Genomic DNA, 13900 nt, shown 5'->3' with positions numbered 1-13900 from the left:
CCAGGGCGTTGAGGGGAGCGCGATGACAGTGCGGTTCAGTCGGCGCGATACGTTGTTGCGAACAGCAGCCGCCGCGGCGGCAGGCCTGATCCCCGGTGCAGCCATTCCCGGCCTTGCAACTCCGCTGCGCACGCCGTCTCGTAGCCAGGAAATCGACGCCGTTTTGCAGGCCCGGGTCGATGCGGCAGACGTGCCAGGCGTTGTAGCCATGGCCGCAACGGAGCGGTCGGTGATCTACCAGGGCGCATTTGGCGCGAGAAGCATGGGCGCGGCTGCCAGGATGTCGGCCGATACGGTCTTCAGTATCGCGTCAATGACCAAATTGCTGACATCCGTCGCCGCCCTGCAACTCGTCGAGCGAGACAAACTCAAGCTGGACGAACCGGCGGCGAGAATTGATCCGACGCTTGGGTCGCCTCAAGTTCTCGATGGTTTCGATGCGCACGGGACCCCGCAACTGCGCGCCGCGCGAAAGCCCATCACGCTACGCAATCTGTTGACGCACACATCCGGACTTAGCTACCAGCTTTGGGACACGAATGTCGTTCGCTACGGCAAGGCGTCTCGCAGCGATCCTGCGCTGCCGCGTGCACCGCTGATGTTCGATCCGGAGACGAGGTGGGCCTATGGCGGCAGTCTCGACCGCGTCGGCCGGCTGGTAGAGATCATCAGTGGGCAAAGTCTGGATCGCTATTTCCGCGATCACATCCTGGGTCCGCTCGGGATGCAAGACACCGCCTTCTCGCTCACCGAGAAGCAGCGCGCCCGCCAGGCAAGTCTGCATTTGCGCAAGGCGGATGGGACGCTTGCGCCGCAGCCCTTGGTGAGACGAACCGAGCCGAAAGTGATTTCCGGTGGTGGCGGCATCTATTCCACAGCGCCGGATTATCTGACTCTGCTCCAGGCGCTGTTGAATGGCGGGGCACTTGCCGGGAAGAGCATCCTGCGGCCGCAGACGGTCGCGTTTATGTCCACCAATCAGATCGGCAACCTCGACGCGGGAATTCTCAAGACAACAAATCCGGCATTGTCTGACAACGTCGATTTTTTCCCGGGAGTCCGGCTGCGGTGGGGGCTCGGCGATATGATCAATCTCGATCCTGTGCCTGATGGCCGCAGCGCAGGCAGCCTGACATGGGCCGGACTTTACAACACCTACTATTGGATCGACCCGGCGTCGCGTATCGCGGGCGTGATCATGATGCAAATTTTGCCATTCGCCGACCAGCGCGCGCTTGATGCCTATCGTCTATTCGAGCGTAGTATTTACCGTGCCCATAGGGCAGCCTGAGCGCGGGCGGCCGCTTCAGGCATCTTTCTTCTTGGCGGGCTTTTTCGTCGCCTTCGCAGCCGCGGCTTCCTCGGCGGCGTTCCTGATCGCCCGGGCGTAGCTATCGGCGGTGTTTTCCGCCGAATTCTGCAGCCGCTTGGCCGCCGCCGTGCCGAGCAGCATCGTGCTCTTGGCGATCAGCCGGAATTGATCCCGGGTCTCCTTGTCCTTGGCCTTGGCCGCGCGGGCCATGATCTGGTCGCGCCGCTTCTTGACGGCGGCCATCAGGCTCTTGTTCTGCGCTTTTGCGATTTGCCGGATGAGGATATCGAGATCGGCTTCAGCCATTATGGGTCACTCTTACCGCGGCAAGCCGTCCGCACGGTGCGGCGATCTGGCGCGTCATGTTGGAAGGATAGGTGCGCCATTGTGTCGCCGCAGCGCCGTCATTTCAAGCGCCGATTCTCGCGATCGGACGTCGCGGGCCATCTGCGCAACCCTCCGATAACAGTCGGTTAACGTTGTATTGCTACTGGTCATCAACCAGCAGGATGACCAGCGGCATGCGTAACCTCTCCGTTTATCAGCGTTTTGCGATGATCATTGCGGCGCTGACGTTCGTGCTCTTTGCAGGCTCCGCCTTGCAGATCCTGGTGTTGCGCGACGCGGTTCTGGACGAGCGGCGCACCACGGTCCGCAATCTTGTCGAGGCCGCGACCAAGGTTCTTGCCCACTACGAGGGCGAGGCCAAGGCCGGCAGGATCGAGCCGGACAAGGCGCGCCAGATGGCCTTCGCCGCGATCAGTTCGATGCGCTGGGGCGAATATTCGGACTACATCGGCGTCTACGGCACGGGCAGCGCCGACGCCGGCGTCACCTACGTGCATGCCAATCCCAAATACATCAACGTCAACCGCTGGGAGTTCAAGGACAAGAGCGGCAAGCTCTTGATCCAGGATATCGTGCGGACGGCGCGCGCCGGCGGCGGCTTTGTCGAATATCTCTCGCCCCGCTCCGCCGGTGGCGCTGAACTCCGCAAGGTTTCCTATGTCGGGTCGTTTGGCGCGGGCGACAAGCTGCTGGCGCTTCAGGCCGGCGCCTATGTCGACGATATCGACGCGGTGGTCTTCCGCCGGATGATCTGGGCCGGGATCGGCGGGCTGGCCGGCTTGGCGCTCGCGGGCTTCGTCGCATTTTGGCTCGGCCGCGGCCTGGTCGGTCCCCTCAACAGGACCTGCGCGGCGATGGACGAACTGGCCAAGGGCAATCTTGCGGTCGAGATTCCCTTCGTCGACCGGACCAACGAGATCGGCCGGATTGCGCGAAGCCTGCAGGTCTTCAGGGATCATCTGGTCGAAACGACACGGCTCCGCACCGAACAGGAAGAGATGAAGGTCCGTTCTGCCGAGGAGCGGCGGACGGATCTCGCCCGTATCGCCGACGACTTCGAGCGCAGCATCGGCGGAGTGATCCGGGGCACCGCCACCGCCGCCGACGAACTGCAGGATTCGGCTTCGTCAATGTCCACGATCGCGGTGGGGACGACGGATCAGAGCGCCAAGGTCGCGGCTGCGGCCGAGCAGACCGCATCGAACGTTCAGACGGTTGCAGCCTCTGCGGAGGAATTGTCGTCCTCGATCCAGGAGATCGCGCGGCAGGTCACCCAGTCTTCGTCGATTGCCCAGAGCGCGGTCGGGCAGGCCGGCCGGACCGAGGCCATGGTCGGGCGCCTGGTCGAGGCCTCCCAAAAGATCGGCGAGGTCATGGCGCTGATCCAGACCATCGCGGGACAGACCAACCTGCTGGCCTTGAACGCCACCATCGAGGCCGCCCGGGCCGGCGACGCCGGCAGGGGTTTTGCCGTCGTGGCCAATGAGGTCAAGGCGCTGTCGTCGCAAACCGCCAAGGCCACCGAAGAAATCACGAGCCAGATCCAGGCCATCCGCGACGCGACCGGCTCGACCGTCGCGGCAATCCGCGAAATCGGCACCACGATCGGGCAGATGAACGAAATCACCGGCTCCATTGCGGCCGCGGTCGAAGAGCAGGGCGCTGCGACCAACGAGATTGCCCGCAGCGTGCAGCAGGCGGCACAGGGCGCCCAGGAGGTGATGCAAAACATCACGGGCGTACGCGAAGCGTCGAGCAAGGTCGACGCTGCCGCGACCCTTGTCTTGAACGCAGCAGCCCAGCTCACCTCGCAATCCGAGCAGCTCGAGACCGAAACCGGCAAATTCCTCGGCAACATCCGCGCCGCGTGAGGGCGGGCGTGAGATTTCGGTCGGGGGCCATCAAGGTGCGCTGGCCGTTGATAAGCGAGCTAACCGTCTCTCTATTCAGTAAGCCGACTTTACCCGCGCATCGCAGCCGATGAAGATGTAGGCAGGCGCACTATTCCTGTTCAATGTCTTCAAGCCTGACCCCAAGTCCAGCTCTCAAGCTGCTGCGCGCCTGTTCAATGCGGCGCAAGAAGCGCGGGTCATGTTCGAGACGGTATTCGAACCAGTCGTCTTCCGATTCAAAGCCGATCAGCACGCCCGCCGGTTTACCATGGCGGGTTATGATGATTTCCTGGGTCTCCGCCTCGCGGAGGAAGCGAGACAGATCGTCCTTGATTTCGGACAGGGGGACTTCCTTCATCCCGGATTTCCGAATTGTGCGAGCCATAACTCAGCCTCCGATTTGGCTACGATCGCCAAAACTTCGACGGTCGTGCCGGAAACATCATAGAACACCCGGACTTCATCCACCCGCAGCCGATACTGCGGACGGCGCAATCCTCGTAACCGCTTGATACGACTGCGGCTTACCTTTTCGGGTTCATGTCGCAGATGCGTTTCGAGCGCAGTCCGCACTGCTGCCCGAACATTCGCCGTCAGCCTCCTGAGGTCGTCGACGGCTTCCGGAGCAAGTATGACAGCGAAAGGCATTCTGGCTAGATTATAGCCAGATTTGCGCAGGTGTCAAACGGTGGCCACCGACTTCCGCGCTTAATTCAGCCGCGCGCCGATCCCCGTGAGGATGCGATAATCGGGCTTGGACTGAACGCCGTTGTGCTGGTTGATGACCGGCACGCCGACGGAGACGAAGCTCGAGAAGCGATCGAAACCCACGCGCACGCCGGGCGAGAGGTAGACCGTGGTGCCGCCCGAATTGGGATCCGGAATGCCGGCGATCTTCTGCTTGTCGTGCCACTCGCCATTGAGCTCGAGAACGAGGTCGAGCGTGTAGGGCGTCTTCATCATGTCGCTGTGGTCGTGGTTGGCGTGATAGAGGCAATGCTCCTGCAACTGATTGCGGGGCTGCATGCAGTACTCGTGCAACTCTATCTCTTTCGCCGAGCCGGTGGCGCCGACCAGGCGATATGACACGGCGGTGCCGAACAGGAAGCGGTCGCCGAGATTGGTGTCCTGTGTGCCCGTGCTGATCAGATAGTAAAGGCCGCTCACGTCGAACGACCAGCGGCCTGTGCGCTTGGTGAAGGCGGCGCCGAACAGGCCGTCCCACGAGCCCGAGCCCGGCTGAAATTCGGCCTGGAAAAGCTGGCCGGCGGCGTCGCGCCGGTCGGTGCTGCCGGTCGGCGCCTTGAAGCCGAACAGCACGGCGGCCGACGTTCCCGTTTGCGCGTTGTTGTGGAAGCGATATTGCCCGAGCATCGTCACATCGCCGAAGCCTGCCGAATTGCCGCGTCGGTTGATGCCGTCGGGGCTCATCAGGCTGCTCATGTCGCTCATATTCATCATGCCCATATGGCCGCCGCTCAGCATGTCTTCCCCGGGTTCGCTGATACCCGAGCGGCGGACGCCGCCGGCGCGAACGGCAACCGTGAAGTCATTGGTGATGCCGTAGGCGGCCGAAATCGAGATGGCGTCGATCGAGCGGAGCGAATGCGCGTGCGTGCCTTTGCTCGCAGCGGCAAGCAGGTCGGCGTCGCTGAGCTGGCCCAGGCGGATGAATTCGTAGCGGACCGATGCGGCGATCAGCCCTTCGGAAAGCGTGTCGGCCGAGATGGTGTTGATGGGGCCGCCGCTGCCGGTATTGCCGCCGCCGCCGGGATGATGCGCTTCCGCCGCCGCTGAGAGAAAAAGGATTAAGGATGAAAAGACACCGGCAACCGGCCTTACACGATACGCACACACATACGCCCCCTTTACTTACTGTCGGACGATTAGCCATCGCAATCGGGCGTGAGATTGACTGGATCATGCGAGGAGCGCGGCCGGCTCGCGACGGAAGGGAAGCGGAAAAGCGAAGGCGCCATCGCGGGCGCGGCATCGGTGTGGCTGTCGCGTGTTGAGCGAATGGCGAAAGAGGCGCAGTCCGAATGCCCGGTTGTGTGTCCGATTTTCGTCGCGTCGCGTCACGATGCTGTGGCCGCAATCACGTCCGGCCGTGGCCGCAATCACGGCGAGCACCGGCCGTAATCGCGTCTGATTGTTTCTCTACATGCCTTAACGGTCCAGCGCGCGTATCGGAGTAGGACAATTATGACAACTATCGTCAGAGATATCTTTGTGTTTGTCACCGCGGCCATTTTTGTCGCAGCAAGTTTGCTCATTGCGACTGCGGCCGGCGCGCACGAGTTCAAGGTCGGCGCCATCGACATCGGGCATCCCTGGTCGCGCCCGACCCCGAAAGACGCCAACATCGCGGGCGGCTATCTCACCATCACCAACAAGGGAAAGACCGCGGATCGCCTGATCGGAGGCGCCTCGCCCGCGGCAGGCCAGATCGAGGTGCACGAGATTGTCGATGTGGACGGCGTGACGAAGACACGCCCGCTCGCGAACGGCATCGAGATCAAGCCCGGCAAGACCATCGAGCTCAAGCCCGGCTCGCTTCGTATCGTGCTGCTCGGCCTCAAGGAGCCATTGCAGCTCGGCCAGAAGGTGAAGGGCACGCTGGTGTTCGAGAAGGCCGGGCCTGTCGAGATCGTCTACAACGTCGAGGAAAATCCCGGCGCCGCGGTCAGTGGCGTCGCGCAGCAGCACAAGCACCATTAGGGCGCGGCTTCGCGTGCTCTGCCGGGGAGGGCTCCCCACCCTAGAGCGTCGAACAGGCTCTCGGCAGATCGCGCGATGTCCGTGAGCTGGGGCGGTGCCATGCGCTCGGCGTCACGCGCCGGACCAACAACGCCGGGCCATCGCGATCGGCGATGGCTGGTCTCGAACGCATCATTCTCCAGTCAGGATTCTGACCAGTGTCCAGTTCGAACCAAATCTCAGCCATCGCAGCCGCCAGTCTGCAGCCGTCACCGCAAAGAATGCGGGTGGCATGGCCGTTCGCTGCCACGATGTTGTGCGCATCGCTTCTCGGGATCGGGCTTGCAATTTGTGTCCGCACACTGCTGCCTACATGGACGCTCGATGGGAGCGGCGCGTCTTTCTTCTCGTCGAACGACGTCGTCTGTTCGAGCGGGAATTCGTCAAAGCCACCAGAGACAATTCGCGGGGATGAGTAAAGCGAGCTTGCGGACGCCGAGAGGCCGCACCGTACCGCAACCGTCCGTTGAACGTCCGCCGTCAATAGTTCGGAAACCACACGATCTCTCTTCCGCTCCCGCTAACGAATCGAAAATCGTTGTGCCGCAAATTCGCGCTCGGGAAAGAAAGGGGAGATCCGAACATGAACGGCCTGGCCATCATGGAAAACGTTCGCCGATACCGCACCATCGCGTCGTTGTACCGCCAAACCGCGGCCTTCCGGCCGCTTCATAGCGGCTCCCTCCTGGCGCAAGCCAGGGAATGGGAGCATCGCGCCGTAGCCGAACTGGAAGCCTACTATGAGGCTTTCTGTTACGCGGCGTCCGGCAATACCCCGATCCACTCCGCAAGCTGCGCAGCGTGAGCCGACGGCGGGCGCTCCGGAAAAGGGACGCGCCTCGAATTCATTAAGAATTGCGCCGGCGTGGGATGGCCGGCAATTGGCCTGCCTTCGCCGCCCCCGTCGCCGTGGTTTGGACCACGGCATCGGTCGATAGGGATTTCATCTTTCTGGTCGGGCCCTTCCCCTACGAGAAGACCTGCGTTGATCTGGCGCCGGCTGCTGGCTCGCTGCGCTACCGGCGGTGATGCAGGGCTGACCTGGCCGCGGCGCTGATATGACTACCCCCGACCTCGAAGCTTTCCATAATATTTCTCTTCTGATCACATGATAAACCCTCTCCATCTAATCCTTTCGGGAGATCGTTATGAGCATTGAAGTCGAATGGGCACGCATGACCGCTCCGGATCTGCGCGAGATAGCCGCACGCAAAGGGGCTCTGGCGATCCTGCCCGCTGGCTCGCTGGAGCAGCATGGCCCGCATCTGCCAGTCATCACCGATACCGCCAGCGCCAGCGCGGCGTCGATTGCGGCCGCTCGGTTGGTGGCTCAGGATCCAGATCCGGTGCCGGTCGCTGTGCTGCCCGGCTTATGGTTGGGTTTGAGCGAGCATCATTTGCCTTTTGGCGGCACGATCAGCGTTGACTATGCGGCTTATCGCGCGATCCTTGAAAGCATCGTGCGATCGCTTCGCGCATTGGGCTTTGCCCGCTTGCTGATCGTAAACGGCCACGGCGGTAATATCGATCCTCTTGCTGTGGCATCGCGCGAACTGGCGGTGGCATACGATTTCCCAATCGTAGCCACGACGCCGTGGTTCCTGGCGCCCGCAAAGCTCGCGGCGATCTTCGAGTCCGACACCGCGCCGAAACATGCTTGCGAGGGTGAAACCTCGGTCATGATGGCAATAGCGAAGGATATTGTGAAGGCGCATAAGTTGGACGAGGCGATGCAGCAGGCTCCCGCCCCAGTCCAGGCGCCGGCGGGTTTCTCCCGGTTCTATTCGTTCTCCGAACGCGCGCCGATCACAGGCACCTGGGGAGACCCGCGGACCGCCACGGCCGAAAAGGGCGCGCGTTTCCTTGCCGTGCAGGCAGAGGCATTGGCAGAAGCTATCCGCGACACGGTGCTATGGTCTCGCCCAGATCCGGTCTGGCGGTCGGGCCGTGGGCAAGAGACCACGGCCGGCAAGGCAGAGTGACAACACTGCCCGCTCACTGCTCACACGACGGCGCGCGGACGCTCTTCCGGGCGCCGGCGCCAATGCGCATTGCGAAACCATCGGAGCGACAGTGTTTCGTCGGTGCCTCGGCCGGCATCGGACTCGCCGCGCGCAACTGCCAGGACAGCCCACACTCGCGTGCGGGCCGATAGCGGAGGCTACCGCCGCGATCACATGCGTGCGCTCGCCCAACGGGTCGAAGTCAGAAAGAACTACGCATCATGGGATCGAAAAGCGTGCTCTTGCGCACGCTGGTCGCCGCCTCAAGCGCAAAAATGGCGGGTTTTGGCGCGCCCAGTTCTGTACCTAAGTGGCGCGCCATTCAGAACAAAAAAAGCGAACCCCTACACAATTGAAATTGCTTGTGATTTTGCCAGATAATTGACGGTTCGGCGGTCGTCGGCACCGATTTCGGTCTTACTCGCCACCGTGGGGAATTTTTTGGCACGCCTCACGACAGCTCGCGCCTTGGTCGCTCTGGCATGGTATTGTCATCAGGCGCTACCGAAGCTCCGAAACCGAGGATTTCGCTTTCGCGATCGACCGCGGTCAAGACAATGGCGCTCGTAGAGATGCACTCCAAAATCAAGCGGACGTTCGTGACTGCGGTCGGACGGCGCGGGAAATGGAGGACGTTATGGCGCTGCGTGACGACAAGGCCCGGGCAACACTGATCCGCGAGGCGGCGGGAAGCGTGCGGCCGGGCAAGACCTCCCGGGCCTTTGCCGAGCTCCTGTTCGGCCATACGAACCTCGAGGATCTTGCCAGCTACGACGCCCCGTCCCTGGCCTTCCTGGCGGAACAGGCCTGGGAACATGTGCAGCAGCGTACGGCCGGCAGTGCCGATATCCGCGTGATCAATCCGGCCATGCCTGACGGCCGCGAGATTTCCGTGCTCGAAGTTCTCAACGACAATATGCCCTTCCTGTTCGATTCGACCATGGCGGAACTCGCCGAGCAGGGCATCGACGTCACGCTGGTCGCTCACCCGATCATCGCCGTGGAGCGCGACGGGCAAGGCAAGCTCCTGCGCTTCTACGGCGAAACGCTGCCAGCGGGGGCAAAGGGCGAGCGCGAAAGCCTGATCCATTTCCACATCGCCCGTCTCGACTCCGGTGCCGACCGCGAGAGGCTGATCGACAGCCTTACCAAGACGCTCAATGACGTACGCGCCTGCGTCACCGATTGGCGCGCCATGCGTGCCCGCGTCGAGGAAGCGATCAAGACGCTCGCCTCCAATCCGCCGCCACTGCCGATCGACGATGTCGCCGAAGCCGGCCAGTTCCTGCAATGGCTGTGCGCCGACAACTTCACCTTTCTGGGCCTGCGCGAATATCGCTTCTCGCCAAACAGCGATGCGCTGGACGACATCTCGACCGGCGAAGGCCTTGGCATCCTGCGCGATCCCGATGTGAAGGTCTTGCGCCGCGGCACCGAAATGGTGGTGATGACGCCGGAAATTCGCGAGTTCATGCGCGAGCCGACCGTCCTCATCGTCATCAAGGCCAATGTGAGCAGCCGCGTTCATCGCCGCGTACGGATGGACTACGTCGGCATCAAACTCTATTCGTCCGACGGCAGGCTGGAGGGCGAACTGCGTCTCGTCGGTTTGTTCACCTCGGGCGCCTATACCCGCTCGGTGCGGCAAATCCCCTATGTCCGCCACAAGGTAGAGCTGGTGCTCCAGAGCGCCGGCTTCGATCCGAACAGCCATTCGGGCAAGGCGCTCCTGCACATTCTGGAAGATTATCCGCGTGACGAGATCGTCCAGGTCGACGTCGAGACTCTCTACAATTTCGTCATGGAGGTTCTGATTCTCTACGAGCGCCCCCGCTTGCGGGCGCTGGCCCGGGCTGACAAGTTCGATCGCTTCGTCTCCATCCTCGTCTTCATTCCGCGCGAGAAATACGACACCGACGTGCGCATGCGCGTCGCTGCCTTCCTGGCGCAGATCTACAAGGGAAGCCTTTCCGCCTCTTATGTGTCCTTCCCCGAAGGAGCACTTGCGCGCGTCCACTACATCATCGGACGTTATGAAGGTGAGACGCCCGTCGTCGAGCGCGCCACGCTGGAAGCCGGGATCAGCGCCATTGCCGCGACCTGGGGCGACAAGCTGAAGGCCGCGCTGGCCGGGTCCACTGATGGCATGCGCGCGCGCATGCTTGCCAACCGTTACGCCCAGGCCTTTACCGGCGGCTATACCGAAGTTTTCGATGCATCGCAGGCGATCACCGATATCGCCACCATCGAGAAGATCACGCCCGCCCGTCCGGTGATGATTTCGGTTCACCGCTCCGCGCGCGACGACGATCCTAAGCGCTTCGGCCTGAAGGTATTCTCGCATGGCGCGCCCCTGTCGCTGTCCTATCGCGTGCCGGTAATCGAAAATCACGGCATGCGCGTGATCAACGAACGCACCTATCAGATCTCGCCCCGCGCCACGCCGGTGCCGGCGCCGGTATGGCTGCACGATATGACGATCGAGACCGCCGACGGCCAGCCGATCGAGATCAACCCCGAATTCAACCATCGCCTGGAAGCCTCGATCATGGCGGTGGTCCGCGATCGCGCCGAGTCCGACGGATACAACGCCCTCATCCTGCGCACGGCCCTGAGCTGGCGCGAAGTTTCGGCGATCCGGGCGCTGTCCCGCTACCTGCACCAGATCCGCGCTCCGTTCAGCCAGGACTACATGTGGGAGACCTTGCGCAAGAACGCCGCGATCACCGCCAACATGGTCGCCCTGTTTCAGGCCCGCCTCGATCCGCGCCTCGCCATCACGGATGCCGAGCGTTCGTCGCGTGAGACGACCCTCCTCACCGAGATCGAGGAGCAGCTCAAATCGGTCGCCTCGCTCGATGAAGACCGCATCCTGCGCCGTTTCACCAATCTGGTGCAGGCAACCATCCGCACCAACCTGTGGCAGATCGGCGAGGACGGACATCCGCGTGCGGTGATCTCCTTCAAGTTCGACGCGCGCAAGATCGAGGACCTGCCGGCGCCGCGACCGCTCTACGAGATTTTCGTCTATTCGCCTCGCGTCGAGGGCATCCACCTGCGCTTCGGCAAGGTCGCGCGTGGCGGGTTGCGCTGGTCCGACCGGCCGCAGGATTTCCGCACCGAGATCCTCGGCCTGGTCAAGGCGCAACAGGTCAAGAACGCCGTGATCGTACCGGTCGGCGCCAAAGGCGGCTTTGTGCCAAAGCGCCTGCCGCCGCCCTCCAATCGCGACGCCTGGATGGCGGAAGGCACGGAAGCCTATCGCATCTTCATTCGCTCGCTGCTCGAGCTCACCGACAATCTCGACGGCGACACCATTGTGCCGCCCGATAGCACCGTGCGGCATGACGGCGACGACCCCTATCTCGTGGTAGCCGCCGACAAGGGCACCGCCACCTTCTCCGACATCGCCAACGGTATCTCGGCCGAGAAGGGCCATTGGCTCGGCGATGCCTTCGCCTCCGGCGGCAGCCAGGGCTATGACCACAAGAAGATGGGCATCACCGCGCGCGGTGCCTGGGAAGCGGTCAAGCGCCACTTCCGCGAGCTCGGCACCGACATCCAGACCATGCCCTTCACCGTCGCCGGTGTCGGCGACATGTCCGGCGACGTCTTCGGCAACGGCATGCTGCTTTCGCCGACGACCAGGCTCGTCGCAGCTTTTGATCACCGCGACATTTTCATCGATCCTTCGCCCGACCCCGCGATCAGCCATGCCGAGCGCTTGCGCATGTTCGGCCTGCCGCGATCGAGCTGGCAGGATTATAACAAGTCGCTGATCTCGCAAGGCGGCGGCGTATTCCCTCGCTCGCTCAAGGCAATCCCACTCGCGCCGGAAGTGCGCGCCTTGCTTGATCTCGACAAGCCGCAAGCAACGCCTTTCGAGGTAATGACGGCGATTCTCAAGGCACGCGTCGACCTGCTCTGGTTTGGCGGCATCGGCACCTTGATCCGTGCGTCGGGGGAAAGTGACGATCAGGTTGGCGATCGCGCCAACGATCCGATCCGTGTCACCGGCGCTGATATCCGCGCCCGGGTGATCGGCGAAGGCGCCAATCTCGGCGTGACCCAGCGGGGGCGCATCGAAGCGGCGCAGCACGGCATCAAGCTCAACACCGATGCCATCGACAATTCGGCCGGAGTGAACACCTCCGACGTCGAGGTCAATATCAAGATCGCGCTGGCGCGCCCCGAGCGCGAAGGACGCCTCAGTCCGGCTGACCGCAACAGCCTGCTTGCCGCGATGACCGACGAGGTAAGCGCGCTGGTGTTGCGCAACAATTATCAGCAGACGCTTGCGCTTTCGCTCGCCGAACGCAAGGGGGTGGCCGAGACCGGCTTCCTCTCCCGCCTGATGCAGTCTCTCGAGCAGCGCGGCCTTTTAAGCCGCGCCGTGGAGTTCCTGCCGGACGACGCGGCTATCGCCGAACGCGCCCGCCGCGGCCAAGCCCTGACGCGCCCGGAACTTGCCGTTTTGCTCGCCTACGCCAAGCTGACGCTTTACGATGACCTGCTCGTCAGCGCGGTGCCGGACGATCCCTATCTCGCCCGCGAATTGTCCCAATATTTCCCGCACGAAGTTCAGGACAAATTTCCCGATTCGGTGCAAGCCCATCGCCTTCGGCGGGAGATCATCTCGACCAATCTCGCCAATGCCGTGATCAATCGCTGCGGCCCGGCTTGCGTCGTGCGCCTGATCGACCAGACGGGAGCCGACGTGCCTACCGTCGTCACGGCCCTCGTGGCGGTGGATGAATCCTACGGCCTCAAGCGGCTCCACGATGCGATCGATGGATTAGACACCCGTATCGACGGGCAGTTGCAGCTCAGTCTCTACGCAGCGATTCAGGATCTGCTGCTCTCCCGCATGGTCTGGTATGTGCGCAATGTCGATTTAACGGTCGGCCTGGACTCGGTCATCGCACGCTTCGGCCCCGGTATCCGGCAGATCGCCGCCGGACTTGACAGGACCCTGCCGGAAGACTTGCAGGCCGGGCGCAGCAAGCGGCGGCAGGACCTGATCGATGCCGGCGTCCCGGCCGACCTTGCCGGCGAACTCGCCGATCTCGACGCCCTGGTCTCGGCACCGGATATCGTGCTCGTTGCGGAGCGTACCAACCGGGCCATCAGTGACACCGAGACGACGTTCTTTGCCGCCGAGGCCAATTTCCGCCTCGATCGCATCATCGCCGGCGCACGCAGCGTTCCGGCGAACGATAATTTCGAACGTCTCGCCATCGATCGGGCCATCGACCAGATCGCGGCAGCGGAAAGAAGACTGGTCGCCAGCATGCTGGCAAACGGCGATTCCGGCCAGCAAGCGGCCGGGAACTGGCTCGCGGCCCATCCTGAGGCGACCCGTATCCGACGCTCTGTCGAGGAGATCGCGGCCAGTGGCCTCACGCTTGCCAAGCTGACGGTGGCGGCAAACTTGCTGGGGGATTTGGTCAAGAACTGATGGCTATGCGACAACGAAATGGCACTCTGGAGTGCGATGGGACGAGATTGTTCGGCTCAAGGCTCGTCTCAGCACGGTTCGCGCCGGTACGGGAATCCAATGATCCACGATACTTGCCATACGGCCG

11 protein-coding genes are annotated in these 13900 nt (G+C 62.8%); 7 read left to right on the top strand and 4 right to left on the bottom strand.

From position 1 onward, the window contains the following. Nucleotides 1–22: 22 nt before the first annotated feature. Nucleotides 23–1291 carry a serine hydrolase domain-containing protein gene (locus C7G61_RS03300; protein ID WP_108512593.1) on the top strand — a complete coding sequence of 423 codons (1269 nt, stop codon included), beginning with the start codon at nt 23–25 and terminating at the stop codon, nt 1289–1291. A 15-nt stretch (nt 1292–1306) separates the two neighbouring features. Here C7G61_RS03300 and C7G61_RS03295 read toward each other — a convergent pair whose 3' ends face one another. Beyond that, entirely contained in the window at nt 1307–1618 is a 312-nt protein-coding gene (locus tag C7G61_RS03295) for a hypothetical protein (protein WP_108512592.1), read from the bottom strand. Nucleotides 1619–1833: 215 nt separating this feature from the next. Here C7G61_RS03295 and C7G61_RS03290 point away from each other — a divergent pair, with 215 nt between their 5' ends. Beyond that, complete coding sequence (locus tag C7G61_RS03290) at nt 1834–3531, top strand: methyl-accepting chemotaxis protein (protein WP_108512591.1); 1698 nt, start codon at nt 1834–1836, stop codon at nt 3529–3531. Nucleotides 3532–3661: 130 nt separating this feature from the next. Here the strand turns inward: C7G61_RS03290 and C7G61_RS03285 are convergent, their stop codons facing one another. The 3 genes from C7G61_RS03285 to C7G61_RS03275 are packed head-to-tail and all read right to left on the bottom strand — an operon-like array spanning nt 3662 to nt 5409. Next, entirely contained in the window at nt 3662–3910 is a 249-nt protein-coding gene (locus C7G61_RS03285; protein WP_190241637.1) for a type II toxin-antitoxin system Phd/YefM family antitoxin, read from the bottom strand. Continuing rightward, nucleotides 3907–4200 (bottom strand): type II toxin-antitoxin system RelE family toxin, encoded by a 294-nt coding sequence (locus C7G61_RS47340; RefSeq protein WP_108512589.1) that lies wholly within the window; start codon nt 4198–4200, stop codon nt 3907–3909. The genes C7G61_RS03285 and C7G61_RS47340 overlap by 4 nt, the downstream gene beginning before the upstream one ends. Nucleotides 4201–4260: 60 nt before the next feature. Further along, a complete protein-coding gene (locus C7G61_RS03275; RefSeq protein ID WP_108512588.1) occupies nt 4261–5409 on the bottom strand; it encodes a transporter in 1149 nt (382 codons plus the stop codon). Between the two features lie 348 nt (nt 5410–5757). On the opposite strand from C7G61_RS03275, the gene C7G61_RS03265 reads away from it, so the two are divergent. The 5 genes from C7G61_RS03265 (at nt 5758) to C7G61_RS03245 (ending at nt 13773) form a co-directional block, all read left to right on the top strand. Further along, nucleotides 5758–6273, top strand: coding sequence for a copper chaperone PCu(A)C (locus tag C7G61_RS03265; RefSeq protein WP_108512586.1), 516 nt, complete (start codon nt 5758–5760; stop codon nt 6271–6273). 622 nt (nt 6274–6895) lie between these two features. After that, a complete protein-coding gene (locus C7G61_RS03260) occupies nt 6896–7117 on the top strand; it encodes a hypothetical protein (protein ID WP_108512585.1) in 222 nt (73 codons plus the stop codon). A gap of 65 nt (nt 7118–7182) precedes the next feature. Next, nucleotides 7183–7341, top strand: a complete 159-nt coding sequence (locus tag C7G61_RS44435) for a hypothetical protein (protein WP_190241636.1) — start codon at nt 7183–7185, stop codon at nt 7339–7341. A 119-nt stretch (nt 7342–7460) separates the two neighbouring features. Continuing rightward, on the top strand, nt 7461–8294 hold the full coding sequence (locus tag C7G61_RS03255) for a creatininase family protein (RefSeq protein WP_108512584.1): 834 nt from the start codon (nt 7461–7463) through the stop codon (nt 8292–8294). Between the two features lie 646 nt (nt 8295–8940). Further along, entirely contained in the window at nt 8941–13773 is a 4833-nt protein-coding gene (locus C7G61_RS03245; RefSeq protein ID WP_108512583.1) for an NAD-glutamate dehydrogenase, read from the top strand. The last annotated feature ends 127 nt before the right edge of the window (nt 13774–13900 follow it).

The organism is Bradyrhizobium algeriense, from assembly GCF_003062295.1.
Lineage (GTDB): Bacteria > Pseudomonadota > Alphaproteobacteria > Rhizobiales > Xanthobacteraceae > Bradyrhizobium > Bradyrhizobium algeriense.
The sequence above is the reverse complement of the archived record's forward strand: the minus strand, read 5'-3'. Positions and strand labels throughout refer to the sequence as shown.

Bases quoted from the DNA above. Each gene is read 5' to 3' on its own strand.
- C7G61_RS03300 (WP_108512593.1), top strand. From the start codon at position 23: ATGACAGTGCGGTTCAGTCGGCGCGATACGTTGTTGCGAACAGCAGCC.
- C7G61_RS03295 (WP_108512592.1), bottom strand. From the start codon at position 1,618: ATGGCTGAAGCCGATCTCGATATCCTCATCCGGCAAATCGCAAAAGCG.
- C7G61_RS03290 (WP_108512591.1), top strand. From the start codon at position 1,834: ATGCGTAACCTCTCCGTTTATCAGCGTTTTGCGATGATCATTGCGGCG.
- C7G61_RS03285 (WP_190241637.1), bottom strand. From the start codon at position 3,910: ATGAAGGAAGTCCCCCTGTCCGAAATCAAGGACGATCTGTCTCGCTTC.
- C7G61_RS47340 (WP_108512589.1), bottom strand. From the start codon at position 4,200: ATGCCTTTCGCTGTCATACTTGCTCCGGAAGCCGTCGACGACCTCAGG.
- C7G61_RS03265 (WP_108512586.1), top strand. From the start codon at position 5,758: ATGACAACTATCGTCAGAGATATCTTTGTGTTTGTCACCGCGGCCATT.
- C7G61_RS03260 (WP_108512585.1), top strand. From the start codon at position 6,896: ATGAACGGCCTGGCCATCATGGAAAACGTTCGCCGATACCGCACCATC.
- C7G61_RS44435 (WP_190241636.1), top strand. From the start codon at position 7,183: ATGGCCGGCAATTGGCCTGCCTTCGCCGCCCCCGTCGCCGTGGTTTGG.
- C7G61_RS03255 (WP_108512584.1), top strand. From the start codon at position 7,461: ATGAGCATTGAAGTCGAATGGGCACGCATGACCGCTCCGGATCTGCGC.
- C7G61_RS03245 (WP_108512583.1), top strand. From the start codon at position 8,941: ATGGAGGACGTTATGGCGCTGCGTGACGACAAGGCCCGGGCAACACTG.